Genomic DNA, 24,099 nt, shown 5'->3' on the forward strand with positions numbered 1-24,099 from the left:
CGGTGGCCGAGGAGTTCGCAGAAGTCACACGGGCAGTCTAGTGATGCGCGCCGACAGGTTTCGTCAGGTCGTAGACCGTCGCGCTCCCGACCTTCTCCGAGCCGTAGTTCTGCTGGACCCAGGCCGCGATGGCGCCGGTCGTCGAGCCGCTTCCGCCCAGGTCGACGTCGCGGCACTGGTCCGGCAGGTCCGCGAGCACGTCGCCAGGAACTCCGCGTCCCTGCGCGGAGGCGATGTAGTAACGGATCCGTCCGTGCTTCACGTCCTCCTGGAACTGCGCGAGCGTGGGCGACGGGTCGGCGCCGGTGAAGCCGCCGACGGCCATCACGGGCCGCCGCGAATCCAGTTCCATCGACGCCGCGGACGAGGAGCCATTGGTCGCCGCGGCCCACGTCGTGTCCGTCGCCTTCAGAAGGGCGGTGATCCGGGCGGACGAGCCACCGCCCCGGCCCCCGAAACCCGCACGGTGCTCGGAGGTCGAGACCATCGGGCTACCGCCGGTCTGGGAGTGCGCGATGCCGGACCACACGTAGACGGCCGGGCCCAGCAGCATCGACACCGCGATGAGGCACCACGTGATCGCCCGCTGCCACCGCGGCCCGTCGGCACCCCGTGTCGCGAGAACCGCACCGAGGGCGGCCACCATCGCCCCGAGCACGACCCACCGCCCCCAGACCGCGGCACCGTCGTTCCGGCACAGCAGTGCGAAGGCCCAGCCGCCGCCCGCGGCGATCTGCAGCAGCAGCGCGACCAGACCTGATCGATCGCCGCGACGCTGCCATGCCGACCACATACCGATCCCGACGAGTCCGGCGATGCCGGGCGCGACGGACAGGCTGTAGTACGGGTGCGCCGCCTGCTTCATCTCCGCCAGGAGCAGACCGTCGACCACTGTCCAGGTGCCGAACAGGATCGCACCTGCGCGGACGAGGTCGGTGCGCGGCTCGCGCCGCCGCAACCACAGCACCGCCACCAGCGCGACGAGGGCCGCGGGCAGCAGGAAGCTGATCTCCAGACCCCACTCGCCCGTGAACAACCGCGTCAGGCCGGGCTGCTGCCCGAAGGCCCCGTGCCCGCCGCTATGGCCTCCGGCGCCGTGAGCGCCGCCGAACCGGTCCTGCAGCGCCGTCAGGCAGTCCTGGGGAATTCCGGCGAATCCGCCACCGCCCTTGTGGTTCTGGCCGAGCACCCGGCCGAAGCCGTTGTATCCGAGAACGAGATCCATGAACGAGTTGTCCGTGGAACCGGCGAGGTAGGGGCGCGAATCCGCGGGCCACAGTATCGTCAGGAGCACGAAAGCGCCCGCACTCACGACGAGCGCGGCCGCAGCGCCCACGAGGTGCAGGAGCCGTTTGCGCCAGTCGACGGGCGCGGCCACGAGGTACACTAGCCCGAGTGCGGGCAGCACCAGCAGCCCCTCGAGCATCTTGGCGAGGAACGCCAGACCGAGCGAGACGCCGGCCAGGGCGAGCCACCGTCCGCCCGGGCCCTGCAGCGCCCGGACCGTGCAGTACGTTCCGGCGATCATGAGCAGCACCATCGCCGCGTCGGGATTGTTGAACCGGAACATCAGTGCCGCGGCGGGTGTCAGCGCGAGCACGGCGCCGGCGATGAGGCCGGCGGGCTCACCCGCGAGCCTCCGCAGCGCCCCGTACAGCAGGCCCACGGAGGCGACGGCCATCAGTGCCTGCGGAACCAGCATCGACGCACTCGAGAATCCGAAGATCCGCGCCGACAGCCCCATCACCCAGATCGACAGGGGCGGCTTGTCCACGGTGATCGAGTTCGACGGGTCGAGCGAGCCGAACAGGAGCGCCTTCCAGTCCTCGCTGCCCGCCCAGACGGAGGCCGCGTAGAAGTCGTTCGCCATCCCGTTCCGGGTGATCCCGATGAGGTAGATCGCCGCCGTGGCCAGCAGCAGGACGATCAAGGGCAGTCGGCGGCGCAGGGCCGCGGTCACAGTCACCCGCTCAGCGTGCCGACCGCGCCTGGGCGTTCACTGCGTCCTAGCCGGGAGGTAGCTGTGGGCGCACCACGACGGTGTCCGCGATCCGTCGCTCGAGGTCGGCGACATCGGCGGAGGCGGCGTCGAGCGCCGGAGCCTTCTCGGACTCGGGCAAAGATGCAATCGCGACGAGCCGGTCGTCGATCTCCTGAGCACCGACGGTCAGCCGCACCTGCTCGTCGAGCTGCGCCGCGGTCAGCACCCCCGCAGGCTGCTCGAACGCGCGCAGTGCCGTGCGGATCCGGCGGTGCAGCCGGGCCTCGGGGACGTGCGAGCCGGACCAGGACAGGGGCGCGCGGGACGGGAAGGGCATCGCCGCTTCCGCCTGCTGCTGCCGGCGACTGTTGCGCACCAGGGCCACCGCGAAGCCGGTGGCCGCGAGCACGGCCAGCACGACGACCACGAGCAGCACCACGATGATCCAGGACATGACGTACCTCCTCGCCCCCGCTCGGCTACCCGCCGCGGGCCTGCATGTACAGGTACACCGCCAGCCCGACGAGCAGCAAGCCCGCGGTGACCGCGAAGGCGATCTTGATCGCGCTCCATGGCCTCTGACCTTGCACTTCTCCGGTGACGCCATTGACGAAGACCTGGAAGGGCTTGTTCGCGAAGGTCACCGTGAGCAGCCAGACCGGCATCAGCAGGTACAGGAAGTCGATCGACTGATACACCGGGTTCATCCGGCTGATGCGCTGCTCGTCGCCGCCGATGTCGCGGCGCACGGTGTTCTCGACGATGCCCTCGATCCGTGGACGCGCCTGCGCCTCGAAGACCTGAGCCGCGTCACCGTCGTACGTCCTGGCGAGGTGGCCCGCGACGAACTCGGGCGTGTAGGTCACGGCCTGCTCGGTGGGCCAGGGCTCGAGGTCGCGCACGCGGGCCGAATCGAGACCGGTGTTCGCGGACTCCGCGAGCTGCCGGATGCTGTCGTGCACGCGGCCGCTGACGGGCCACCAGTCCGTGTAGGTCTCGATGTTGCCGTCGCTGTCACGCCGGGTGCGGTGCACGCCCCGCGAGCCCGAGTAGTCGGTGGTGACCTCCGCGTCGTAGCTGTAATACGAGAGGTAGACGCTGCTGAACGAGCCGAGCACGCGGTACTTCTTGAACTCGCGCGGCGCGAACCACCGGCTGTTGACCCACGCCTCGATGTTCTGCCGCGCCTGATCCTGACCCACACGCAGCGGCAGGATCCCGTCGATCGGCAGCCGTGCGGGCGCGACCTGCACGTCGGTCCGCTGGATCGGCGTGTTGCAGTACGGGCACCGCACCGCGGTGAGCGTGCCGCTGAACAGCGTGTGCCCGCCGCAGTTCTGGCACACCACCTCGTGGTCGACCACCCGGACCGGCACCGCCGCGGCGGCACGGGCGTACAACGCGTTCATGGTGGGGCCCAACGGGTGCGGGATCAGGGCCTTGCGCGTGTCGAGCAGCACGGGATAGGTGCTGCCGCAGCTCGGCGAGCGCAGCTGCCCGATCGCGGGGTCGTAGACCAATGCGTCACCGCAGTTGCCGCACGGGTAGGTGCGGGTCTGCTCCGTGACCTGCAGCATCTCCCGGTCGTTGGCCGACGGCGCGCCGGCGATCAGCGGGCGCGGCGGTTCCTGTCCCGGCGGCGGCTGCCCGGGGAGCGGGGGCGGCACCGTCATCGCTACGACCGGGGCGGCAGCGGCGGCGGGTTCTGCCCGAACAGGGCGGCCAGCGCGGGCACCTGCCCGGCGGGAGTCCACCCGGCCAGCGCGGGCGACCACACGAGCGTCTGCGGCGTGAGGTTCATCCCGCGCAGCTGATCGATCGGGAACGGTCCCGCGGACTGCCCGTTCTGCTCGACGTGGAAGACCTGCGCATTCGGCAGCGGAGGCGGACCGGACTGGCCGCCCGCCGGCTGCGCGCCCTGCGCCGGCACCCCCGGCTGGTTCTGGAAGTTCTGCGCGAACTGCTGGCCCATCGCCATGCCCATGCCCGCGCCCAGGAACTGGCCGGCCCCGCCGCCGCCCTCGTTGGTCGCGGCGCCCAGCATGGAATCCGCTGCGCGGCCCTGCTGGAAGCGGTTCATGTCGCCGACGTTGCCGTAGTAGCCCTTCTCCTCGACACCGCGGGCGACGCCCCGGGTCATCGCCTGAGTGATCTCGTCGGGCAGCGAGATGTTCAGCTCGATCGCCTCGCAGGCGAGGCCGTAGGGCTGGCCGATCTTCGACTGGACGTACTGCTGCAGCTTCGCGGCCAGTTCGCGCTGGCGGGCCTGCAGGTCGATCGCACCGACGCCGGTCTCGATGAGCATCTCCGAGAAGGCGGTCGAGATCGTGCGGCGCAGCAGCTCCGCGATCTCGTCGGAGTCGACGTTCGAGTCGGTGCCGATCACCTGGCGCAGGAAGGTCGGCGCGTCGACGACCCGCACGACGCACAGTCCGTTCGCGCGCACCTGGACCATGCCGAAGTCCTGGTCCCGGATGGTGATGGGATTGGGCGTGCCCCACCGCAGGTCGGTGATGGGACGACTGTTGATGAAGTAGACCTCGCTGCGGAACGGGCTCTTGAAGCCGTGCGGCCAGCCCTGCAGCGTGGACATGATCGGCATGTTCTCGGATACCAACTGGTAGCCGCCCGGGCCGTACCGATCGGCGAGCTGCCCGCGGTAGACGAACAGCGCCTCCTGGCCCTCCCGCACGATGAGCTGCGCGCCGTTCTTGATCTCGTTGTTGTAGCGCGGGAAGCGCCAGGCCATCGTCGAACGGTCGTCGTCGAGCCACTCGATGATGTCGACGAGCTCACCCCGGACCCTGTCCATGATCCCCATCTGCGCTGCCACCCCTGCTTTCGTTGTCGTCGCGATCCACGATAGCCACGCCGCTTGGCGTCGGCTGATGGCCCACTGATCCTCACATTCGTGATCACGGAGATTCCGATTCGGCGTGTCGAACGCTTCACCTCACATTCGCCCGGTCCACGTCTTACGCTGCATCCGGCCCCGACGACGGGGATCACCACGAGAAAGGGTGTTCCACATGGCAGGCAAGTTCGAGGTGTACGAGGACAGCGCCGGCAAGTTCCGCTTCCGGCTCAAGGCCGGCAACGGAGAGGTCGTGGCCTCGGGCCAGGCCTACGCCTCGCGCAAGGGCGCGCACGACGGTGCCGCCGCGGTGCAGCGCGCCGCCGAGGGCGCCAAGGTGGTCGACGTCGACAAGGAGTGAGCCGCTGACCAGCGGTTCTTGACCTTGACATCGTGACAGGGTCTTCCATGGTGCCACCGACGGAGAAACGGAGGTGGCCACCATGGCCCGGACCCTGCTCGATCATCAGAACGCCTCGATCCGCCTGCGCGCGGCGCTCGACGCGGGGACGTCCCCGACGGACGTCGACGCCGCGCCGCTCGTCGCGCGCTGCGGAGTCGAGCCGGACTTCTTCGTGCGCGACATGCTGACCTGGGCGCTGACGCGACTGCCCGCAGCGACGACCGTGCCTTTGCTCCGCGCCGAACTGGCGTCCACGGTTCCGCAGGCGCGCAGCCAGGCACTGCATTCACTGTCGAAGATCGGCGGCCCGCACGCGACCGCGGCGTTCGACGAGGTGCTCGCCCTCGCCGCGGACGCCGACGACGAGGTCGCGCGGGCGGCCTGGCGCTCGGCAGTGGCGCTCGCCCCGGACGCCGCCGCCCGACGGTCCGCCGCGACGGCCCTGGTTGCCCGGCTGGGACACGGCGGCCCCGAGACCCGGCGCAGCCTCAGTCGCGCGATCCTCGGCCTCGGCGAGGAGGGCGTCCACGCCCTGCCTTCCGCGCCCGCGACGAGCGACGACGTCGGGGAGCACGTCGCGGAGACCCTGCGGCTGCTGGACGACCCCGACGCCGGCTTCGCGAGCGCGGTCCACGAGGCGCGACGCGTGGCGGCGCTCGGCCGTACGGACTGAACGGAGGCGACGGGATGCGGATCGGCGACGTGGCGCAGCGGTCGGGGGTCAGCGCGCGGATGCTCCGGCACTACGACGCGTTGGGGCTCGTCCGGCCGTCCGCGCGCTCGTCCGCGGGCTACCGGGAGTACTCGGCGCAGGACATCCGGCGCATCTTCCACGTGGAGGGCCTGCGGTCACTCGGACTGTCGCTCAAGGAGATCGGGCGCGCGCTCGACGATCCCTCGTTCGCGCCGGATCGGCTCGTCGCGGACATGATCGAGCGGAGCCGGGAGCGCATCCGCCTGGAGACCGATCTCCTGGAGCGGCTGCAGCACGTGGCCGGCACCGCGCCGTCGGACTGGGAACAGGTGCTCGCCGTCGTCGGTCTGCTTTCCGAGCTGGACACCGGTTCCCCCGGCGCCCGGCAGCGCGCGGTCCTGGCGGCGGGGGCGGCAGCTCCCGCCGATGCGCTCGCCGAGGCACTCCTGAAGGAGGAGAGCACGAACGTCGCGGGGGCGCTGCGGTGGGCATTCGCCCACGCCGACGGAGCGGACCCGACACCGCTGGTCGTCGCCCTCGACTCCCCCGATCCGGCGGTACGGCACCGTGCCGTGGAGGCCCTCGCCGAGGTGCCCGGTCAGGACGAGGCGCTGCGGTCCGCGCTCGGCCATGAGGACGGGACCGTGCGGCGGCTCGCGGCCGTCGCGCTGGGGCGGCGCGGAGACGCCGTCGCCACGCCGGAACTGGTCGCGATGGTGCGGACCGGCCAGAAGGACGTGGACGCCGCGGAAGCGCTCGGCGTGATCGCGATCGCGGCGCCCGCTCCGGAGACGATCAGCGCAGAGCTCGCGTCCGTGGCCGCGAGCACCGAGGACTACGCAGTGCGGCAACGGGTGGTGCAGGCACTCGCGGAGATCCCGACGACCGGCGCCGAGTCCGCCCTCCGGGACCTGCAGGCCGATTCCGATCCCCGGATCGCGGGGACCGCCGCGTTCATCCTGCGTCGGCGGCGGACGTGACGAACCGCCAGTGCTCCCCCGCCGGTCCGAGGACCATCAGGTCGTACCGCCCTCGGGGCGCTGGGACGAACAGCTCCGCCTCACCGAGGACGTCCGCATGCAGCGGCACGGAATCCGGTGCGTGATAGGGAAAGACGATGAAGTGTGCGCTTCGCGTCCCGGTATTGCTCAGGCGTACGCGGGCACCGTCGGCCCCGGGTACGACGGTGGCGCCCGGCACGTAGGGCACGGGTCGTGCGGGGCGCACACCCGGTTCCTGGGTGGGCCGTCGCCCGACGGCGGGCGCGTGCGGCTTCCACCGTGGGCTGAGCGATCCGACGGAGCGCGGGCGCGACGGCGCCGGAAGCGCCCGCGGGCTGCGGAAGTCGAAGGCGCTGGTGAGATCGCCGCAGACGGTGCGCCGCCAGCCGGAGATCGCGGGCACCGAGATGCCCAGCCAGCGTTCGAGGAAACGCAGCGTGGACGTGTGGTCGAAGGTCTCCGAAGCCACGTTGCCGCCGACGGTCCACGGCGACACCACCGTCATCGGGACGCGGTCCCCGAGCCCGAGCGGCAGGTCGCCCACCCACTCGTCGGCGCGATCACGCGGCGGGCGCGGCGGCGGGACGTGGTCGAAGTAGCCGTCGTTCTCGTCGTAGAGCAGGAACAGTGCGGTCTTCCGCCACACCTCCGGGTTGCGCCCCAGGGCGTCGAGGATGCGGTACACGAGGTTGGCCGAGGCCCGCGGCGAGGAGCCGCTGGGGTGCTCGGATTCGCGTTCGGACGCGACGACGTAGCTGACGGCGGGCAGGGTGCCCGCGGCGATATCGGCGGAGATCCGGTCGGTGAGCGTGCCGGTGGCCGTGCGGCGCAGGCCGCGGAAGAAGAGGTCGCGGTCGGTGGGCGGGAGCGCCCGCGCCCGCGCGTCCACCTCCTCGGACCGACGGTGCGCCTCCGCCGCCGGTAGGCGGCGCAGCCCCTGGTAGAAGTCGTCGATCTCGGTGCCGAAATCCCCGAAGACCGCCTTCGAGACCGCCTTGAAGCGGCGGAAGAACTCGATGTTGTTGTCGGTGAAGTTGTCCCACTCCTGGTAGACCTGCCAGTGCACGCCCGCGGCCTGCAGGATCTCGCCGATGCAGGGCCAGTCGTACCCCGGGTGCCCGCGGTCGTAGGCGGTGTTCTCGACCGCCCGCTCCCCCGTGAGCGGCTCGTACCCCGTCGTGCCCGAGAAGAAGAAGTTCCGGTTCGGCGACGTCGAGGTCGGCGAGCTGCAGTAGTAGTGGTCGCAGATGGTGAAGGCATCGGCCAGGGCGTAGTGGAACGGGATGTCCTCCCGGTCGTAGTAGGCCATCGTCGAGTCGGTCTTCGCGGTGATCCAGCCGTCGTGCCAGCCGTCCGCGAGTGCCGCGTGGCCGCCCTTCCACGTGTGGTCCAGCGCGTCGATGTTCTCCGCGTCCATCCGCTGCCGGTCGGCGGCGCCGCGCACGGAGAAGGGCGGCACCGTCAGTCCCGAGCGGGTGGGCTGGAAGAAGACGTCGTGGCCCGAGCGGAGCCGGATCGCGGCGGGGTCGTCGAACCCGCGCACGCCGCGGAGGCTGCCGTAGTAGTGATCGAAGGAGCGGTTCTCCTGCATCAGGAAGATCACGTGCTCGAGGTCCCGCAGCCCGCCGGACGGCGCGGGCTCGGCCAGCGCCTCGGTCAGCGACGGCGGGAGCAGACCCATACCGGCGACGATACCGCCGCCCAGGGCTCCCCTGAGGAAGGTGCGTCGATTCGCCGTGCTCACGATTGCCACGGTGGTCCATCGGATTGAATCGACGGTGGCGCGACACTGAACGGGCGACGACGGTTCAGCGCCGGTAGCGCTGCGCGAAGCCGTCGCAGAGCGCTTCGACGCCGGAGTGCAGCAGCGGCATGGCGGCACACAGGTCGGGCCGGTCCACCGCGACGAGCTCCTGGAGCAGCGGCAGCTCTTCGATCACGGGGTTGTCGGCGAGATCGGCGACGAAGCCGGCGCCCTCCAGCGACGAGCCGGGGGCCAGCAGCAGCCGGCCGACGGCCCCGACGCCGGCCCCCTGGACGTGATTCCAGACGTGCAAGGTGAGCTCCGCCGCCTCGGGAACGGTGCCCGTCAGGTGCGTGAAGGCTTCGACGAGCCAGTTGAAGCAGGAGACCGCCGACGGGGCCATCGCCGCACGCGGCATCGAGTGCGCGAGCAGGACCCACGGGTGGTGCAGGTAGAGCCGCATGTCCGCCTCCGCGGCCGCGTGCGCGCGGGCGCGCCAGTCCGGGTCCCCCATCAGCTCCGCCGGGTACAGGTACTCCGCACCGACGGTGGCCGCCATCTCGCGCACGAGACTGTCCTTGTCGGGCACGTGCCGGTACAGGGACATGGCACCGGCGCCGAGCGCGTCGGCTATCCGTCGCATGGAGACGTGCCCGAGGCCGCCCTCGTCGGCGAGGCGCACGGCCTCGGCCACGATGGCCTCGCGCGTCAGAGTGGTCTCGGACACCCGCACCCTTTCTCCGTTGACCGTGGTCGATGAGTCTGCGTACAGTGTACTCAGTCGTCCTGCGTACACCGTACGCGCATGCCGTCATCGCCTCCGAGGAGTTCGAAGTGTCCACCACCCCGCGCCGCGCCTGGGCCGGTCTCGCCGCCCTGCTCCTGCCGGTGTTCCTGGTCTCGATGGACGCATCGGTGCTGTACCTGGCGATGCCGCACCTGACCGGCGCGCTGCACCCGAGCCCGGAGCAGCAGCTGTGGATCCTGGACATCTACCCGTTCATGCTGGCCGGCCTGCTCATCACCATGGGCAACCTCGGCGACCGCTGGGGCCGCCGCCGTCTCATGACCTGGGGTGCGGGGCTGTTCGGCATCGCGTCCGTCGTCGCGGCCTTCGCGCCGTCGCCCGAGTTGCTGATCGCCGCGCGCGCCCTGATGGGCGTCGGCGGCGCCACCCTGCTGCCCGCGAGCCTCGCACTGATCGCGAACATCTTCCGCGACCCGAAGGCCCGCGGGATCGCGATCGGGATCTGGACCGCCGCCTTCTCGTTCGGCATGGCGGTGGGACCCGTCATCGGCGGCATGCTCCTGCACCACTTCTGGTGGGGCTCGGTGTTCCTCATCAACGCGCCGGTCTTCCTGGCCTTCCTGGTAGCCGGCCCGCTGCTCATCCCGGACTTCCGCGGCGCTTCCACCGCGCGCTTCGATCTGGTGGGAGTCGCGCTGTCGATGGCGGCGATCTTCCCGCTGGTCTACGCGGTCAAGTCCGCGGCGGGCCACGGCGTGCACGGCTCCACTCTCGCGATCGGCGCGTTCGGCGTGGCGATGCTCGCCGCCTTCATCGCGCAGCAGCGCCGCACGCCGTACCCGCTGATCCCGTTCGACCTGTTCCGCAACCGCGTCTTCGCCATGGCGATCGTGGGCACCATCCTCGCGATGTCCACGCTGGGCTCGATGTCCTATCTCACGGGCATCTATCTGCAATCGGTCGTCGGCTTCGACGTGCTCGCCGCGGCGTTGCTCGGCCTGCCCGCGGCGGCCGTCGTCGCCTACTTCTCGATGCGCGCGCCGTGGATCGAGCAGTACCTGGGCCGGCGCGCGACCTTCGTGACGGCGCTGCTGTTCGCCGCCGCCGGCCAGCTGCTGCTCGTCGGGCTCGGCACCGACGGACCGTCTTGGTTGTACGTTCTGGGCACCGTGGTCGCGGGCGTCGGCTACGGCACGCTGTTCACCTTCGTCTCCGCGGTCGCGCTCGACGCGGCGCCGCCGGAGCGGGCGGGCCAGGCCTCGGCGATGTCCGAGATGAGCTTCGAGTTGGGCACCGCCCTCGGGCTCGCCGTGCTCGGCTCGGTCGCGACCGCCGTCTTCACCCGCCACGACGGAATGTCGCGCACGCTGGGCGACACGCTCGCCCGGGTCGACGAACTGACCGGCCCCGATGCGCCGGCACTCGCCGATTCCGCCCGGTCCGCCTGGGTCGACGCGGTCACCACGACCGTCGGCGTGTCCAGCGCGCTGCTGGTCGCCACCGCGATCGCGGCGTTCGTCGTGATGCGCGACCGACGTCCCGCGCCGGAGCCCGTGAGCGCGTGAGTCAGCGCCGGGTCAGCCGGAAGACCGGGATCACCCGGCCCTGAGCCTTCGCCTCGTACTCCGCGAAGCCGGAGGAGCGGGCCTTGAACCGGGCCCATGCCTCGTCGCGCGCGGCGCCGGTCAGCTCGGTCGCGGTGACCTGTGCCGTGGAGATGCCGCCGTCCTCGTCCGGGTACTCGATCTCGATGTCCGGGTGCGCCTTGAGATTGTGGTACCAGGCCGGGTTCTTCGGCGCGCCGCCCGCGGAGGCGGGCAGCAGCCAGCCCTCGTCGTCGCGGATCGCCGCGAGCGGATTGACCCGCGGCTCGCCGGACTTGGCACCCACGCTGTGCACGAGGGCCAGCGCACGGCCGAAGCCCATCGCCGTCACGGTGCCGTTGTTCGCGCGGAATTCGTCGATGATGCCCTGATTGAAGTCGCTCACGGCTTCATCATGCGCCCGTACCCGCGCCATCGCCACCGACGTCTCGTTCGCCTCGTCGCTCATCCGACCATCATGCGCCCCCGTTAGGGTCGGGAATCGTGGATCCCCTCGATTCCTGGCTGGGCGTGCTCGGTCGCTGGAACCTCTCCCCCCGACGGCGCGCCCTTCGCCACGCCCGGCAGCGATCTGCTGCCGGTACGGCAGGACGGCCGGGCCGCGATGCTCAAGCGCGCGAACACCCCCGAGGAGCGGGCAGGGGCCGCCGTGCTGCGGTGGTGGGGCGGCGACGGTGCCGCCGAGGTCTTCGAGCACGAGGGCGACACCGTGCTCATGGAGCGCGCGACCGGCACCGGCGATCTCATGGCGATGGCACTCTGCGGGCGCGACGACGAGGCGACCCGGATCCTGTGCGGCACCGTCGAACACCTGCACCGGCCTCGCCCCGGCTCTCCCGCCACCGAGCTGGTTCCGCTGCGCGACTGGTTCGGCTCGCTCGAGCAGGTGCGCGACGCCGATCCGCGGTACCGCCGGTCGTGGCAGGCCGCCGAGTCCCTGCTCGCCGATCCGCGCGACGAGGTGGTGCTGCACGGCGACGTGCACCACGACAACGTCCTCGACTTCGGCGAGCGGGGCTGGCTCGCGATCGACCCGAAGTGCGTCGTCGGGGAGCGCGGCTACGACTACGCGAATCTGCTCACCAACCCGGACCTGCCGACGGCGGCGGACCCCGCGCGGTTCGCCCGGCAGCTCGACGTGATCGTCGCCACGTCCGGCCTGCCCCGCGAGCGCCTGCTGCGGTGGACGCTCGCCTTCGCGGGCCTGTCCGCCGCGTGGTTCGACGAGGACGGCGAAACCGACGGGCGGGAACACGATTTCGCCGTCGCCGACCTGGCGGGGTCCCACCTGGGCGCGGCATCATGAGCGCCGCACTTCCCGTGGTGCTACTCCACGGCTGGCCGGTGACGGACGCGCACTGGCGGGGTCTGGCGCCGCGCTTGCGCGACGCGGGATTCGATCCGCTCCCCGTGACGCTGCCCGGTCTCGGCACCGGGGCCGACGGCGTCGTCGACTTCCGCAAGAGTGCGCTCGCGGCGCGGCTGCGTGATCGGCTCGCGGCGGAGGGCGTTCGACGGTGCGCCGTGGTCGGCCACGACTGGGGCGGCACCGTCGCCGTGCACCTTGCCGCGGCGGCGCCGGCGCTGGTCGCGGCCCTCGTCATCGAGGAGGAGATCCTCCCCGGTATCGACGTGGCCGTGCCCGTTCCGGGGAGCACGCACTATCCGGACTGGCACGGCGCGTTCAACCGAGCGCCTGGCCTTGCAGAGGCCCTCGTCCCGGGCCGGGAGGACGCCTACTACGGCGCCTTCCTCCGGCAGAGCGCCGGACCCACGGGGCTCGACGCCGCCGCGGTCGCGGCGTACGTCGACGCGTACCGGCCGGCGGAGGTGCATGCGGCCGGGCTCGCGCACTACCGCAGCCGCTCCGGCGATCTCGCCGATGTCGCCCGCCTGCGGGAACGGCCGATCCCCACGCCCGCCCTCGCACTCGGCGGCCGCTACGCCATGGGAACCGCCGTCGAGGACGGCCTCCGCGTGGTGGCCTCCGACGTCACCGGGCTGGTGCTCGCGCATTCCGGCCACTACCCCGCCGAACAGGAGCCGGAACCGACGGCCGACGCCGTCATCGACTTCCTCCGGCACCACGGCTGAGCGCGAGACACTCCTCTGTTCGAGTTTTATTTGGATATTCGAACACTTGTCGGTGGGGGGCAGCGTAGTGTTCGGGTATGGAAGAAGATGTTGCGGTAGAGGTGGATCCGCCTCCTGATGCGCTAGTGGCGGAGCGGTTGCGTTCGAGTCATGTGCGGCGGTGTCGGCTCGTTTTCGAACAGTACGAGCTGGCGGCAGATCTGCTGCGGGAGCGGGTGTGCGAACGGATCGCAGCCGGCCTGCCGCAGGACCGGTGGCGGCAGGGTGTGGCTGCGGAGATCGGGCTGGCACTGCGGATGTCGCCGCACACGGCCGCTCGGTTCCTGGCGCGGGCGGTGGAGCTGGAGAAGCACATGCCGCACGCCCGGGCACGGTTGCGCGACGGTGACCTGGCCCCGGAGGCGATCCCGATCCTGATGGCGGGTCTGTCTCATCTGGACGTCTCGGATCGGGAGCGGGCGGACGAGTTGCTGTGCGCCGATCCCGCGATCCTGGCCGGGTGCGGGCTGGGCCGGATCTCGGACCTGGTGAAGAAGCTCGCCTACGAGCTCGACGCCCAGGCGACCCTCGACCGCAACGCCGCGGCGGAGAAGGATCGCACCGTCACCATCCGGCCGCTGCCGGACGGGATGGCGCGGGTGTCGCTGCTGCTGCCCGTCGCGCAGGGCGTCGGGGTGTATGCGGCGCTGCGCAAGCACGCCGCCACCCTCATCGGCATCGGCGAGGACCTGCGCACACGAGGCCAGATCATGGCCGACACCGCGTTCGCCCGGATCACCGGCCGTGAAGCCACCGCCGGGCAGCCGGTACTCGTCAATCTCACCCTCCCTGCCACCGTGCTTCTCGGGGACATGCCCGGCACCGCGCACCTCGACGGCGGCGGCACCATGCCGGCGGAGATCGCCCGCAACCTCGTCGGCAAAGCCACCGCCGCCGGCATCGCCTGGGTCAAGCGATTGTTCGTGGCGCCGGAGTCGGGTGCGGTGGTGGCGATGGATTCGCGGCAACGCTGCTTCCCCGACGGACTCGCGGAGATGATCCGCGCCCGGGACCGGTACTGCCGCACCCCATACTGCGACGCACCGATCGCCCACACCGACCACGTCGTCTCCCACGCCGCGGGAGGTCCCACTGAGTTCGACAACGGCCAAGGCCTCTGCGCAGCATGCAACTACGCTAAAGAAGCCGCCGGCTGGCACAGCACCGTCATCGCCGACCCGAGCGGACGGCACACCGTCGAAACCCGAACGCCCACCGGACATGTGCACCGATCCACCGCACCGCCGCAGGCGGCCTAGGCGGATCCAGCGCCATCGCGCAAGCCCACCGCAGCGGGGACGTCGCCTGCGGTGTCGATCACCGCGTCGAGGACCTCCCGCGCCCGCAGGAGGTCCCGGATTCCCGCGTCGATGCGGTCGCGCTCGGCACGCAGCGTGGCGGTGAGCCAGGGCGTGGCGCTCGCGTTGGGCGAGCCGTCCTCGTCGTGGATACACGGCAGCAGTTGGACGATCACGCCGCTGGCGAGGCCGGCGGCGAACAGCTCCTGGATCCGCACGACCCGGTCGACGGCGCGGTCCGGGTACACGCGTTGTCCCGCCGCGGTGCGAGTGGACGCGAGTAGCCCCTTCTCCTCGTAGTACCGCAGCGAGCGCACGCTGACGCCCGACCGTTCCGCGAGTTCACCGATCCGCATCGCTTGCCCCTCACATCAATGTCAGGTTCTAGCGTACGGACATGTCACTCCTCACGCCGTACCGCAGCCGCACCCTCGACCTCCCCAATCGCGTCGTCATGGCGCCCATGACCCGCCTGCGCTCCGAACCGGACGGCTCTCCCGCCGCCGACGTCGCCGACTACTACCGCCAGCGCGCCGGCGCCGGGCTGATCATCACCGAGGGCATGTGGCCGCATTCTTCGGGGCAGAGCGAGGCATGGGTGCCCGGACTCGCGACCGACCGGCACCAGGGGGCATGGACCCGGGTGGTCGACGCGGTGCACGCCGGCGGCGGCCGGATCGTCGCCCAGCTCATGCACGGCGGCCGGAAGGGGCACCCGGCCGCACGCATCGACGGCTCGGTTCCCGCGGGACCGTCGGCCGTGCCCGACGGCGACGTCCTGCATCTGCTCGACGGTTCGAAGGCTGCGTGGCCGCGACCGGCCGCGATGTCGGCGGCGGACATCGCCGCCGCGATCGACCAGTACGTCGCGTCCGCACGCCGTGCCGTCGCCGCCGGCTTCGACGGGGTGGAGCTGCACGGCGCCAACAGCTACCTGATCCACCAGTTCCTCGCGGACAATACGAACCTGCGTGACGACCGCTACGGCGGGACGGCCGCGAACCGGATGCGCTTCGCCCTCGAGGTGGTGGATGCAGTGTCGGATGCGATCGGCGCCGAACGCACCGCGATCCGGCTCTCGCCCGGCAATCCGCAGTTCTCGATGGTCGAGCGCGATCCCGCCGGCCTGTACCGGAGCCTCGTCGACGAGTTGAGCGGACGCGGCCTGATGTACCTGCACCTCACCGACAATGACCACTACCCCGCGCTCGCGGACCTGCGGTCGCGGTTCGCCGGCACCGTCATCGCCAACGTGGGTGAGAATCGCGCACCCACGTCAGCCCCCGACGCGGAGCGGGCACTGGCCGACGGCGCCGACCTCGTCTCGTTCGGGCGCGCCTTCATCGCGAACCCGGACCTCGTGGAACGGATCCGGCGTTCCGTCGCACTGTCGACGATCCGGGAGAACGTGCTGTACGGCCGCGCGGCCGAGGGCTACAGCGACTACCCGTGCGCCGCGGTGTCAGCCGGCGGGAATCGGTAGCGGCGCGGGCGCGGTGCCCGCACCGAAGGGACTGCCGCCCAGCTTCTCCCGGCCGTGCTCGGTGAACCAGTTCCGCAGATCCGGCCCCTTCGGGACGATGCCCGACGGGTTGATGTCGCGGTGCACCTCGTAGTAGTGCCGCTTGATGTGGTCGAAGTGCGTGGAATCGCCGAAGCCGGGCGTCTGGAACAGGTCGCGGGCGTAGGCCCACAGCACCGGCATCTCGCTGAGCTTCTCCCGATTGCACTTGAAGTGGCCGTGGTACACCGGATCGAACCGGGCCAACGTGGTGAACAACCGCACGTCGGCCTCGGTGATGGTGTCCCCCACCAGGTACCGCTGCGTCGAGAGCCGTTCGGTGAGCCAGTCGAGACGCGAGAAGAGCTGGTCGTAGGCGGCGTCGTAGGCCTCCTGTGAGCCCGCGAAACCGCAGCGGTAGACGCCGTTGTTGACGTCCCGGTAGACCACCTTGTTCACCTCGTCGATCTCGCCACGCAGGTCCTCGGGGTAGAGCTGCGGCGCGCCGGGGCGGTGGAAGTCGGTCCACTCGAGCGAGAAGTCGATCGTGATCTGCGGGAAGTCGTTGGTGACCACGGCGCCCGTCGGGACGTCGACGATCGCGGGCACCGTGATCCCCTTCGGGTAGTCGGGGACCCGCTTGAAGTACGCGTCCTGCAGGCGCGGGATCTTGAGCACGGGATCGAGCCCGCCCTCGTCGAGGTCGAAGGTCCACGACCGCTTGTCGTGCGTGGGTCCGGCGATGCCCAGGGAGATCGCGTCCTCGAGGCCCAGCAGCCGCCGCACGATGATGGTGCGGGTGGCCCAGGGGCACGCGTACGAGGCGACCAGCCGGTAGCGGCCCGCCTCGACCGGGTAGCCGTCCCGACCGTCGCGGGTGATGCGGGTTTCGATGTATCGGGTATCGCGTTCGTACGGCTGGTTCTCGGTGACGTAGCTGCCCTGTTCCTCGCTCATGAACTCAGGCTAGTGACCGGCGGCCGCGCCTGCGAGGTAACGTCGGCGGATCGTTACCCGATACAAGCAGTACCCGTCGATGGAGCCCGCGTCGACCTCCCGTGATGGAAGGAACGAAGCCATGCGCAAGCCTCTGATCGCACTCGCCGTCTCCGCTGCGGCCGTCGCCTCCGGTATCGGATCCGGCGCAGTCGGGACCGGCGCGGCCGGTGCCGCTCCCGTGTCCTGCCCCGAGCTCCCGCAGAACCGCATCGACGACGCGATCCGGACGATCGCACCGCCGCTGCCGGGCGTGCCCTGGCGCGTGACGGCGATGGGCGGGTCCGTCGACTGCACACTCAACTGGGTGCGCCTCGACACCGACCGCGGCACCGGCAGCTCGCCCGTACAGATTCTGCTGTTCGACCACCAGAAGTTCGCCGGCACTCCCACGCCGAAGGGCGACGCCTTCACGTCCGTGGTCGGCAGCAACGGCCCCGGCCAGATCACCGTGCGGTTCAAGTGGCTGAACCCCGGCGACGCCAACGCCAACCCGACGGGCTCCGCCGACGTCCGGTTCCAGACGATGCCGCAGGACACCCCGCAGCCGCTGGACCCGATCCCGCCGCAGGTCGCGGACTAGCCCTGGGCCGCCGCCCACTCCTCGACGCGGGCGGCGCTCTCCTCGTCACTGAGGTCCTCGACGCGGGTCATGATCGACCAGCGCACGCCGTACGGGTCGCGGATGCTGGCGAACCGATCGCCGGAGACGAAGTTCGTGACCGGCTCCCGGATCGTGGCACCCGCGGCCTCGGCGCGTGCCACCACCTCGTCGACGTTGCCGCAGTACAGGCCGAGCGAGTAGCAGTCCGCGTCACCGTCGGGCGGGGCGACGAGGCCGAACTGCTCGTTCGGCTCACCGAGCTGGAGCCGACCGTGCCCGAAGTCGAGTTCGGCGTGGACGACGACGCCGCCCATCTCGGTGACGCCGAGCGAGCGGGCTCCGAACACGGAGACGTAGAAGTCGATGGCGGCCTTGGCGTTCGGGATCGCCAGGAAGGGCGTCAGCGAGGAGAAGGAGTTGGGGACGCCATCGGTGGTGTGTGCGCCGTTCGCGGCGGTCGTGTTCTCTGTCATGCCCCTCACGCTACGAGCCTGCCCGGCACCCGTGATTGAACATTCGCGACAGATCCCGCGCGCCTAGGATCGACGCGTGAATCCCCGCGGCATCCTCTATCCGGCGCGACTGCCGACCTTCGAGCGCCGCGCGCCGTCGCCCGCCGCGGAGCCGCTGGTGCGCTGGTTCTGGATCTCCCAGTGGGTGATCGCCCCCGGCCGCACCTCCCGCCAGGACGTACTCGCCTTTCCCGCTCTCAATCTCGTGGTCGAGACGGACCTCGTCGGGCTCGCCGGCGCGACGACCGAGCGCTCGCACCGCGACCTCGTCGGCACGGGTTGGGCCGTGGGCGCACTGCTGCGCCCCGCAGCCACGCCGGCCGTCACCGACGACGCCCGCGCGATCCTCGACGACTACCCCGCCGTCGACGCCCCCGACCTGCACGCGGACGTCGCCGCGGCGATGGCGCGCGGCGACATCGCAGGCGCCTGCCGCACCGTCGAGAACTGGCTCACGGCACGGGTTCCGACGGTGTCCGACGAGGCCGAGCTCGCCAATCGCCTGGTCGTCGCGATCGAGGAGGATGAGGGAATCGTCACCGTCGAGGACGCGGCCGCAACGATCGGAGTCTCCCCTCGGACGGCGCAGCGCCTCACCCGCCGGTACGTGGGCCTGACCCCGCTGGCGCTGATCCACAGGCGCAGGCTGCAGCAGGCGGCGCACCTGCTCAGCACCGAGCCGGACACGGCGATCGCGGACATCGCCGCGGAGCTGGGCTACGCCGATCAGCCGCACCTCGTGCGGGACTTCCGCAAGGTCCTCGGGTTCACACCCGGCGGATACCGGCGGACCGCGCGGTGATCAGTCCTTCCGGGTCACCTTGTCGGCCACCGCATCGGAGGCCTCGCGTGCGGCGGAGAGGTTCTCCCCTGCGAGCTTGACCCCCTCGGCGGTGGCGGACGTCGCGATGTCGGCCGCGCTGGTCGCCATCCTGCTGACGCCGCCCATCACGTCGCCCTTCAGCGCCTCACCGGCGCCCTCGACGATCTCACCGGATTTGCGCACCGAATCGGCGGCGATGCGGGTGACCGCGTCGATGTTCTCCTGGATCCGCTTGCCGATCATCTTCCGACTCCTTCGCTCGGACTGTCGTCAGTGTAGTCCGCGCTGGTCAGGGCCTTCCAGTTCCGCCCGCGAGGTGTCCTTGAGATCCACACCGGAGCGCCCGAGCCGCCGGGCACCGACCACCAGGGACGCCGCGATCCGGGCGGCGTCGGCGTAGCCCAGGCCCTCAGGCGGGTGGATGTTGGAGATGCAGTTGCGGTGCGCGTCGGTGACGCCCGACCCGAAGTCCTCGGGGTCGGCGCGATGAGTCAGGTAGATGCCGAGGCTGTCGGCCACCGACAGTCCTGGACGCTCCCCGATCAGCACGAGCAGGGTGCGCACGCCGAGCGCCCGGGCCACGTGATCGCCCAGCGCCACGCGCGCCTGCGTCGCGATGACGGGTGGCGCCACCGTCACATCGGGCGGCAGGGCGGCGAGGATCGCGCCCGCCAGCGCCGTCCCGTGATCGGTGAGGGCCTTCGGCGAGAGGCCGTCGGCGAGGACGAGACCGAGGTCCGCCCCCGTTTTCGGGACAGCGGAGAGATCGGACGGCGCGCGCCCGAGGTCGGGGCGGCGCAGGTACTCCCCGCGGTCGGCCGCGCGGCTGGTCACGACGATCGGCTCGCCGAGGCCGAGCCCCCGTGCGCGAGCGACGAAGGCATCGGTGTCGAGCGGCTGGTGCACGGCGTCCCGCGCCGCGGCGTGCGCGGCGGAGAATTCCAGCACCCGGCGCGTGGGCAGCGCATCGCCGGTGCGGCCCAGTCCGATCCGCGACTGCGTCGTGGTCCGCAGGGTGTCCCAGAAGGCGCCGTCGGCGCGCTCTAGCGAGCTCATCGCCCGACTCCGGCCGCGAGTTCGCGGAGCGGAGAGGCCTCGACGGCGACGTCGCGGAGGCCGCCGGACTCGTCGGTCATCCCCTGCCGTGCGAGCCAGGCGTCGAACTCCGGCGCGGGCCGCAGGCCGAGCGCGCGGCGCACGTAGAGCGCGTCGTGGAAGGCCAGCGACTGGTAGCCGAGCATGACGTCGTCGGCACCGGGCACGGTGATGACGAAGGAGACCCCGGCGACGGCGAGGAGCGTCAGCAGATCGTCCATGTCGTCCTGGTCGGCCTCGGCGTGGTTGGTGTAGCAGACGTCGACGCCCATGGGCAGGCCGAGCAGCTTGCCGCAGAAGTGGTCCTCGAGGCCGGCGCGCGTGATCTGCTTGCCGTCGTAGAGGTACTCCGGCCCGATGAAGCCGACCACGGTGTTCACGAGCAACGGGTCGAGGTGCCGAGCGACGGCGTACGCCCGGGTCTCGAGCGTCTGCTGGTCCACGGGAGCGCCGTCGGTACCGATGTGCGTGCCCGACGACAACGCCGAGCCCTGCCCGGTCTCCAGGTACATCACGTTGTTCCCGACGGTGCCGCGCCCCAGTTCGCGCGCGGCCGCGTTCGCCTCCTCGAGCAGCGGGATCGTCACGCCGAAGGCGGAATTGGCACCCTCGGTCCCGGCGATCGACTGGAAGACCAGATCGACGGGAGCGCCCTGCTCGATGAGGCCGAGCGTCGTGGTGACGTGGCTGAGCACGCACGACTGGGTGGGTATGTCGAACCTGGTGCGCACCTCGTCGAGCAGGTGCAGCAGGTCCGAGGTGGCGTGCGGCGAATCGGTGGCGGGGTTGATCCCGATCACCGCGTCGCCGCAGCCGAGCAGCAGGCCGTCGAGGGTGGCGGCGGCGATGCCCCGCGGATCGTCCGTGGGGTGGTTGGGCTGCAGCCGCGTCGCGAGAGTGCCCGGCAGGCCGACCGTCGTCCGGAAGCCCGCGGTGACGCGGACTGCCCGGGCCACGGCGATGAGGTCCTGGTTGCGCATCAGCTTGCTCACCGCCGCCACCATCTCCGGCGTCAGGGCGGGGCCGAGGGCGGCGAGCCGGGCACCGGCATCGTCGGCGACGGAGATCCGCAGGAGGAGGTCCCGGAGGTCCCCGACTGTGAGGTGCGCGATCGGGGCGAAGGCGGACCGGTCGTGGGTGTCGATGATGAGGCGGGTGACCTCGTCGGACTCGTAGGGCACCACGAGTTCCTCGAGCATTGCGGTCAACGGGACCTCGGCGAGGGCCCACTTCGCCGCCGCGCGTTCGGCGTCGGACGCGGCCGCGCATCCGGCCAGCTCGTCGCCCGAGCGCAGAGGCGTGGCCTTGGCCAGCAGGTCGGCCATCGACGTGAAGGTGAAGGTCTCCCCACGGACGGATTGGCTGCGGATCATGATTGCTCCGTTTTCAGACGTGACTTCTAGTAGACGGTATCCGCGACGGAGCCCAGCGGGGCGCCATCGGCGCCGCGGACCGGCACCTTCGCGCCGGCGGCGTCCGTGCCCGCAGTGGCGCACGCGTAGGGCTTCGCCTGCGGCTTGGGCTCGATGAACATGGGGTTGACCAGCCACTTGCCGTCGGTGTTCGCGTAGGCCGTGCACATCAGCTCGGGGACGTTGCGGTTGATCACGAGCCGCAGGCCGGTGGCATCGCCGAGGAAGGTGAGGTCGGTGACGGAGTCGCCGGCGGAGAACACCTGCCGCCGGGTCTCCGGCGCCTGCTGCCAGGCCTGCGCCCCGGTGATACCGAGGACCTCCTGGTTGACCAGGCACCGCTTGCCGTCGATGTAGTTGATCATCGAGTCGTCACCGTCGGGCACATCGCCGCATCCGCGCAGGTGCGGAACGATCTTCCCGTCGGTGACGACGGGGCGGATGCCGATCAGCTTGTCGGGGGCGAGGCCCACCTCGGGCGCCCACGCCCGCACGACGGGCTGCGCGGACGCGGAGATGATCCGGACGTCGAAGCCGTTGTCCGCCAGCGTCCCGATGAGATCCTTGATCTGGCTGTAGTAGCGCACCCAGGCCGAGACCTCGGTGGTCCCGATGCGCTGCTTCGCACCCTCCGGCGCGGCGAGCGCCTCGGTGCGCGCGCTCTTCGCGAAGTCCTCGATCTCGGCTTCGGTGTATCCCGCCATGAGCTGGACGACCCAGGCGTACGCGGGCTCCATCCGCCTGTGGTCGTACCCGGCGAAGGCCGGCTTGCCGCCGATCTCACCGTCGTCGACCACCGCGACCAACGCGTCCGCGCAGCGGGCGTCCCGATCGGTGGGCAGCGGCGCACCGGGGGCGGCGAGCGCGGTGGGGCACGCGTCCGCGAGCGCCTGCGCGGCCTCGGGGACCAGGTAGCGGCTCGTGGTCCGCCAGTCGCCGTTCGCGGGCTGACGGATCTTGCCGGTGCGGATCATCCAGTACGCGGTCGCCGAGCCGATGTCGTTGCGCACCACGGTGTTGTCCCAGTCGAACAGCGCGACGGGGGCGGCGCCGTCGCGCGTGGTGCCGCAGTGGCCGCGCTCGGTGATCAGCTTCTGGAGACGTTCACGGTTGTCGCCGTACCAGCCCTTGTCGGAGGCGAGGGTGCGGCACTCGGCGGACTGCGAACCCGCCTCGCTCGAGGAGCAGGCCACCGCTGCGGGGGTGAGGGCGAGCACGGCCGCGGCGAGCACGGCCGCCCGACGGCGCATCACTGCAGATCCCGTTCGGCATCGGCGAGGGCGGCGAACTCCTCGTCGGGCGAATTGGCCACCAGATGATGCCGACTGTAGACCCCGAAGTAAACGAGGAAGGCGGCGAACGCGGCGAGGGTCAGGCCGGCCGCCGTCGGGTCGACGAGGAAGGTGGCCACCACGGCGACGCAGGCGATGACGAGAGCGAACGAGGTGGTCGCGACGCCGCCGGGAGTGCGGTAGGGGCGCGGCATGTCGGGCTCGCGGCGGCGCAGCACGATGTGGCTGATCATCATGAGCACGTAGCTCACGGCGGCGCCGAAGACGGCCATGTTGAGGAGCATCGCCCCCTTACCCGTGAGCGAGAGAGCGAAGCCGATGACGCCGGGCACGATGAGCGCGAGGACCGGCGCCTTGCGAGAGTTGGTGACCGACAGGCTCTTCGGAAGATAGCCGGCACGCGAGAGCGCGAACGTCTGACGCGAGTAGGCGTACATGATCGAGAAGAAGCTCGCGACCAGGCCGGCGAGGCCGATGTAGTTGACCACCTTCGCAGCAGTGCCCTCGCCGAGCGCCTCCACCAGCGGATTGCCGGAGGTGGACATCGCCTGCGCGCCGACGGCACCGGGCGCGAGGAAGAACACCGTCGCGCCGGTGACGACGAGCATGAGCATCGCGACGATGATGCCGCGGGGCACGTTCTTCTCGGGCTCGCGCGCCTCCTCGGCCGCGAGCGGGACGCCCTCGATGGCGAGGAAGAACCAGATCGCGAAGGGCACGGCGGCCCAGATGCCGAGGTAGCCGTGCGGGAGCCAGCTCGAGGCGCCGACGGCGTTCGTGACCGCGATGTCGGTCAGGTTGTGGGCGTCGAACTTGCCGATGGCGAAGATCGCGAAGATCACGAGGCCGACGAGCGCGATCGCGGTGATCACGAACATCGCCTTGAGCGCCTCGCCGGCACCGGTGAGATGGATGCCGATGAACAGCGCGTACACGAACAGGTAGACCCACCAGCCGTCGGTGATCCCGAACAGGTTGAGGGACTGGACGTACGCGCCGATGAAGGTCGCGATCGCGGCGGGCGCGATCGAGTACTCGATGAGGATCGCGATGCCGGTGGCGTAGCCGCCCCAGGGGCCGAGCGCGCGACGGGCGAAGGTGTAGCCGCCGCCGGCAGCCGGCAGCGCCGAGGACATCTCGGCCATGCCGAGCACCATCGCGAGGTACATGCCGGCGATGATCACCGCGGCGATCGCGAGACCGCCCCACCCGCCCTGCGCGAGGCCGTTGTTCCATCCGGCGTAGTCGCCGGAGATCACGTAGCTCACGCCCAGCCCCGCCAGCAGCACCCAGCCGGCGGATCCCGACCGGAGGGTGCGTTTGGCGAGGTAGTCGTCGGACTCGATGGTCGCGTCCACCCCGTCGTGGTGGAGCTGGTGCGGCGCCTGGCGCTCTGTACTCATG

25 protein-coding genes are annotated in these 24,099 nt (G+C 71.0%); 10 read left to right on the forward strand and 15 right to left on the reverse strand.

The features are described from left to right. Nucleotides 1-37: 37 nt before the first annotated feature. Genes FK268_RS20835 through FK268_RS20850 form a run of 4 tightly spaced genes read right to left on the reverse strand, consistent with a single transcriptional unit; the run spans nt 38 to nt 4,814 of the window. Complete coding sequence (locus FK268_RS20835; RefSeq protein ID WP_146437374.1) at nt 38-1,966, reverse strand: ArnT family glycosyltransferase; 1,929 nt, start codon at nt 1,964-1,966, stop codon at nt 38-40. A 40-nt stretch (nt 1,967-2,006) separates the two neighbouring features. Further along, the gene (locus FK268_RS20840) at nt 2,007-2,435 is read right to left on the reverse strand and encodes a hypothetical protein (RefSeq protein ID WP_146437375.1); all 429 of its coding nucleotides are present in this window, start codon (nt 2,433-2,435) and stop codon (nt 2,007-2,009) included. 25 nt (nt 2,436-2,460) lie between these two features. Beyond that, entirely contained in the window at nt 2,461-3,654 is a 1,194-nt protein-coding gene (locus FK268_RS20845) for a TFIIB-type zinc ribbon-containing protein (protein WP_146437376.1), read from the reverse strand. A 2-nt stretch (nt 3,655-3,656) separates the two neighbouring features. Next, nucleotides 3,657-4,814: an SPFH domain-containing protein gene (locus tag FK268_RS20850; protein WP_231707194.1), complete on the reverse strand. Its 1,158-nt coding sequence runs from the start codon at nt 4,812-4,814 to the stop codon at nt 3,657-3,659. 196 nt (nt 4,815-5,010) lie between these two features. On the opposite strand from FK268_RS20850, the gene FK268_RS20855 reads away from it, so the two are divergent. From FK268_RS20855 to FK268_RS20865, 3 genes are all read left to right on the forward strand, one after another. After that, nucleotides 5,011-5,196 carry a YegP family protein gene (locus FK268_RS20855; protein ID WP_146437377.1) on the forward strand — a complete coding sequence of 62 codons (186 nt, stop codon included), beginning with the start codon at nt 5,011-5,013 and terminating at the stop codon, nt 5,194-5,196. An 82-nt stretch (nt 5,197-5,278) separates the two neighbouring features. Then, the gene (locus FK268_RS20860; RefSeq protein ID WP_146437378.1) at nt 5,279-5,911 is read left to right on the forward strand and encodes a HEAT repeat domain-containing protein; all 633 of its coding nucleotides are present in this window, start codon (nt 5,279-5,281) and stop codon (nt 5,909-5,911) included. A gap of 14 nt (nt 5,912-5,925) precedes the next feature. Further along, a complete protein-coding gene (locus FK268_RS20865) occupies nt 5,926-6,912 on the forward strand; it encodes a HEAT repeat domain-containing protein (RefSeq protein ID WP_146437379.1) in 987 nt (328 codons plus the stop codon). On the opposite strand, the gene FK268_RS20870 is transcribed toward FK268_RS20865, so the two are convergent. Both FK268_RS20870 and FK268_RS20875 read right to left on the reverse strand, forming a co-directional pair. Continuing rightward, complete coding sequence (locus FK268_RS20870; protein WP_231707195.1) at nt 6,887-8,677, reverse strand: phosphocholine-specific phospholipase C; 1,791 nt, start codon at nt 8,675-8,677, stop codon at nt 6,887-6,889. The genes FK268_RS20865 and FK268_RS20870 overlap by 26 nt on opposite strands. Before the next feature lie 64 nt (nt 8,678-8,741). Continuing rightward, on the reverse strand, nt 8,742-9,404 hold the full coding sequence (locus FK268_RS20875) for a TetR/AcrR family transcriptional regulator (protein ID WP_146437380.1): 663 nt from the start codon (nt 9,402-9,404) through the stop codon (nt 8,742-8,744). A 107-nt stretch (nt 9,405-9,511) separates the two neighbouring features. Between FK268_RS20875 and FK268_RS20880 the strand changes: the two genes are divergently transcribed. Next, nucleotides 9,512-10,990 carry an MFS transporter gene (locus FK268_RS20880; protein WP_146437381.1) on the forward strand — a complete coding sequence of 493 codons (1,479 nt, stop codon included), beginning with the start codon at nt 9,512-9,514 and terminating at the stop codon, nt 10,988-10,990. Nucleotide 10,991: 1 nt separating this feature from the next. On the opposite strand, the gene FK268_RS20885 is transcribed toward FK268_RS20880, so the two are convergent. Beyond that, nucleotides 10,992-11,477 (reverse strand): nitroreductase/quinone reductase family protein, encoded by a 486-nt coding sequence (locus tag FK268_RS20885; protein ID WP_306461499.1) that lies wholly within the window; start codon nt 11,475-11,477, stop codon nt 10,992-10,994. A gap of 126 nt (nt 11,478-11,603) precedes the next feature. Between FK268_RS20885 and FK268_RS20890 the strand changes: the two genes are divergently transcribed. The 3 genes from FK268_RS20890 to FK268_RS20900 all read left to right on the forward strand — a co-directional run bounded on the left by FK268_RS20890 (nt 11,604) and on the right by FK268_RS20900 (nt 14,421). Then, nucleotides 11,604-12,335, forward strand: a complete 732-nt coding sequence (locus tag FK268_RS20890; protein ID WP_231707200.1) for an aminoglycoside phosphotransferase family protein — start codon at nt 11,604-11,606, stop codon at nt 12,333-12,335. Then, on the forward strand, nt 12,332-13,123 hold the full coding sequence (locus tag FK268_RS20895) for an alpha/beta fold hydrolase (RefSeq protein ID WP_146437382.1): 792 nt from the start codon (nt 12,332-12,334) through the stop codon (nt 13,121-13,123). Before FK268_RS20890 ends, FK268_RS20895 begins: the two co-directional genes overlap by 4 nt. Before the next feature lie 77 nt (nt 13,124-13,200). Then, the gene (locus FK268_RS20900; RefSeq protein ID WP_146437383.1) at nt 13,201-14,421 is read left to right on the forward strand and encodes an HNH endonuclease; all 1,221 of its coding nucleotides are present in this window, start codon (nt 13,201-13,203) and stop codon (nt 14,419-14,421) included. Here the strand turns inward: FK268_RS20900 and FK268_RS20905 are convergent. Beyond that, complete coding sequence (locus FK268_RS20905; RefSeq protein WP_146437384.1) at nt 14,418-14,816, reverse strand: MerR family transcriptional regulator; 399 nt, start codon at nt 14,814-14,816, stop codon at nt 14,418-14,420. The two genes, FK268_RS20900 and FK268_RS20905, sit on opposite strands and share 4 nt — an antisense overlap. 41 nt (nt 14,817-14,857) lie before the next feature. On the opposite strand from FK268_RS20905, the gene FK268_RS20910 reads away from it, so the two are divergent. Continuing rightward, the gene (locus FK268_RS20910) at nt 14,858-15,943 is read left to right on the forward strand and encodes an oxidoreductase (protein WP_146437385.1); all 1,086 of its coding nucleotides are present in this window, start codon (nt 14,858-14,860) and stop codon (nt 15,941-15,943) included. Here FK268_RS20910 and FK268_RS20915 read toward each other — a convergent pair. Beyond that, nucleotides 15,923-16,918 (reverse strand): glutathione S-transferase family protein, encoded by a 996-nt coding sequence (locus tag FK268_RS20915; RefSeq protein ID WP_146437386.1) that lies wholly within the window; start codon nt 16,916-16,918, stop codon nt 15,923-15,925. The two genes, FK268_RS20910 and FK268_RS20915, sit on opposite strands and share 21 nt — an antisense overlap. A gap of 121 nt (nt 16,919-17,039) precedes the next feature. Here FK268_RS20915 and FK268_RS20920 point away from each other — a divergent pair, with 121 nt between their 5' ends. Continuing rightward, entirely contained in the window at nt 17,040-17,540 is a 501-nt protein-coding gene (locus FK268_RS20920; protein WP_158636181.1) for an LppP/LprE family lipoprotein, read from the forward strand. Here FK268_RS20920 and FK268_RS20925 read toward each other — a convergent pair. After that, nucleotides 17,537-18,034, reverse strand: coding sequence for a VOC family protein (locus FK268_RS20925; RefSeq protein WP_146437388.1), 498 nt, complete (start codon nt 18,032-18,034; stop codon nt 17,537-17,539). The genes FK268_RS20920 and FK268_RS20925 overlap by 4 nt on opposite strands. Nucleotides 18,035-18,110: 76 nt before the next feature. Here FK268_RS20925 and FK268_RS20930 point away from each other — a divergent pair, with 76 nt between their 5' ends. Next, the gene (locus tag FK268_RS20930; RefSeq protein WP_231707196.1) at nt 18,111-18,875 is read left to right on the forward strand and encodes a helix-turn-helix transcriptional regulator; all 765 of its coding nucleotides are present in this window, start codon (nt 18,111-18,113) and stop codon (nt 18,873-18,875) included. Here the strand turns inward: FK268_RS20930 and FK268_RS20935 are convergent, their stop codons facing one another. From FK268_RS20935 to eat, 5 genes are read right to left on the reverse strand one after another with little or no spacing between them, the layout of a single operon-like run. Further along, entirely contained in the window at nt 18,876-19,139 is a 264-nt protein-coding gene (locus tag FK268_RS20935; protein WP_146437389.1) for an Rv1893 family protein, read from the reverse strand. Nucleotides 19,140-19,166: 27 nt separating this feature from the next. Continuing rightward, a complete protein-coding gene (gene eutC / locus FK268_RS20940; RefSeq protein ID WP_146437390.1) occupies nt 19,167-19,952 on the reverse strand; it encodes an ethanolamine ammonia-lyase subunit EutC in 786 nt (261 codons plus the stop codon). Next, nucleotides 19,949-21,364 carry an ethanolamine ammonia-lyase subunit EutB gene (locus FK268_RS20945; protein ID WP_146437391.1) on the reverse strand — a complete coding sequence of 472 codons (1,416 nt, stop codon included), beginning with the start codon at nt 21,362-21,364 and terminating at the stop codon, nt 19,949-19,951. Before FK268_RS20945 ends, eutC begins: the two co-directional genes overlap by 4 nt. A 26-nt stretch (nt 21,365-21,390) precedes the next feature. Further along, nucleotides 21,391-22,653: an HAD family hydrolase gene (locus tag FK268_RS20950; RefSeq protein ID WP_146437420.1), complete on the reverse strand. Its 1,263-nt coding sequence runs from the start codon at nt 22,651-22,653 to the stop codon at nt 21,391-21,393. After that, the gene (eat, locus tag FK268_RS20955; RefSeq protein ID WP_146437392.1) at nt 22,653-24,098 is read right to left on the reverse strand and encodes an ethanolamine permease; all 1,446 of its coding nucleotides are present in this window, start codon (nt 24,096-24,098) and stop codon (nt 22,653-22,655) included. Before eat ends, FK268_RS20950 begins: the two co-directional genes overlap by 1 nt. Nucleotide 24,099 lies beyond the last annotated feature (1 nt).

Source organism: Tsukamurella sputi, from assembly GCF_007858445.1.
GTDB lineage: Bacteria > Actinomycetota > Actinomycetes > Mycobacteriales > Mycobacteriaceae > Tsukamurella > Tsukamurella sputi.

Coding starts and splice junctions, on each gene's coding strand:
- FK268_RS20855 (WP_146437377.1), top strand. CDS start 5,011: ATGGCAGGCAAGTTCGAGGTGTACGAGGACAGCGCCGGCAAGTTCCGC.
- FK268_RS20950 (WP_146437420.1), bottom strand. CDS start 22,653: ATGCGCCGTCGGGCGGCCGTGCTCGCCGCGGCCGTGCTCGCCCTCACC.
- FK268_RS20845 (WP_146437376.1), bottom strand. CDS start 3,654: ATGACGGTGCCGCCCCCGCTCCCCGGGCAGCCGCCGCCGGGACAGGAA.
- FK268_RS20900 (WP_146437383.1), top strand. CDS start 13,201: ATGGAAGAAGATGTTGCGGTAGAGGTGGATCCGCCTCCTGATGCGCTA.
- FK268_RS20840 (WP_146437375.1), bottom strand. CDS start 2,435: ATGTCCTGGATCATCGTGGTGCTGCTCGTGGTCGTCGTGCTGGCCGTG.
- FK268_RS20915 (WP_146437386.1), bottom strand. CDS start 16,918: ATGAGCGAGGAACAGGGCAGCTACGTCACCGAGAACCAGCCGTACGAA.
- FK268_RS20895 (WP_146437382.1), top strand. CDS start 12,332: ATGAGCGCCGCACTTCCCGTGGTGCTACTCCACGGCTGGCCGGTGACG.
- FK268_RS20910 (WP_146437385.1), top strand. CDS start 14,858: ATGTCACTCCTCACGCCGTACCGCAGCCGCACCCTCGACCTCCCCAAT.
- FK268_RS20920 (WP_158636181.1), top strand. CDS start 17,040: ATGCGCAAGCCTCTGATCGCACTCGCCGTCTCCGCTGCGGCCGTCGCC.
- FK268_RS20885 (WP_306461499.1), bottom strand. CDS start 11,477: ATGAGCGACGAGGCGAACGAGACGTCGGTGGCGATGGCGCGGGTACGG.
- eutC (WP_146437390.1), bottom strand. CDS start 19,952: ATGAGCTCGCTAGAGCGCGCCGACGGCGCCTTCTGGGACACCCTGCGG.
- FK268_RS20935 (WP_146437389.1), bottom strand. CDS start 19,139: ATGATCGGCAAGCGGATCCAGGAGAACATCGACGCGGTCACCCGCATC.
- FK268_RS20860 (WP_146437378.1), top strand. CDS start 5,279: ATGGCCCGGACCCTGCTCGATCATCAGAACGCCTCGATCCGCCTGCGC.
- FK268_RS20925 (WP_146437388.1), bottom strand. CDS start 18,034: ATGACAGAGAACACGACCGCCGCGAACGGCGCACACACCACCGATGGC.
- eat (WP_146437392.1), bottom strand. CDS start 24,098: ATGAGTACAGAGCGCCAGGCGCCGCACCAGCTCCACCACGACGGGGTG.
- FK268_RS20865 (WP_146437379.1), top strand. CDS start 5,926: ATGCGGATCGGCGACGTGGCGCAGCGGTCGGGGGTCAGCGCGCGGATG.
- FK268_RS20905 (WP_146437384.1), bottom strand. CDS start 14,816: ATGCGGATCGGTGAACTCGCGGAACGGTCGGGCGTCAGCGTGCGCTCG.
- FK268_RS20945 (WP_146437391.1), bottom strand. CDS start 21,364: ATGATCCGCAGCCAATCCGTCCGTGGGGAGACCTTCACCTTCACGTCG.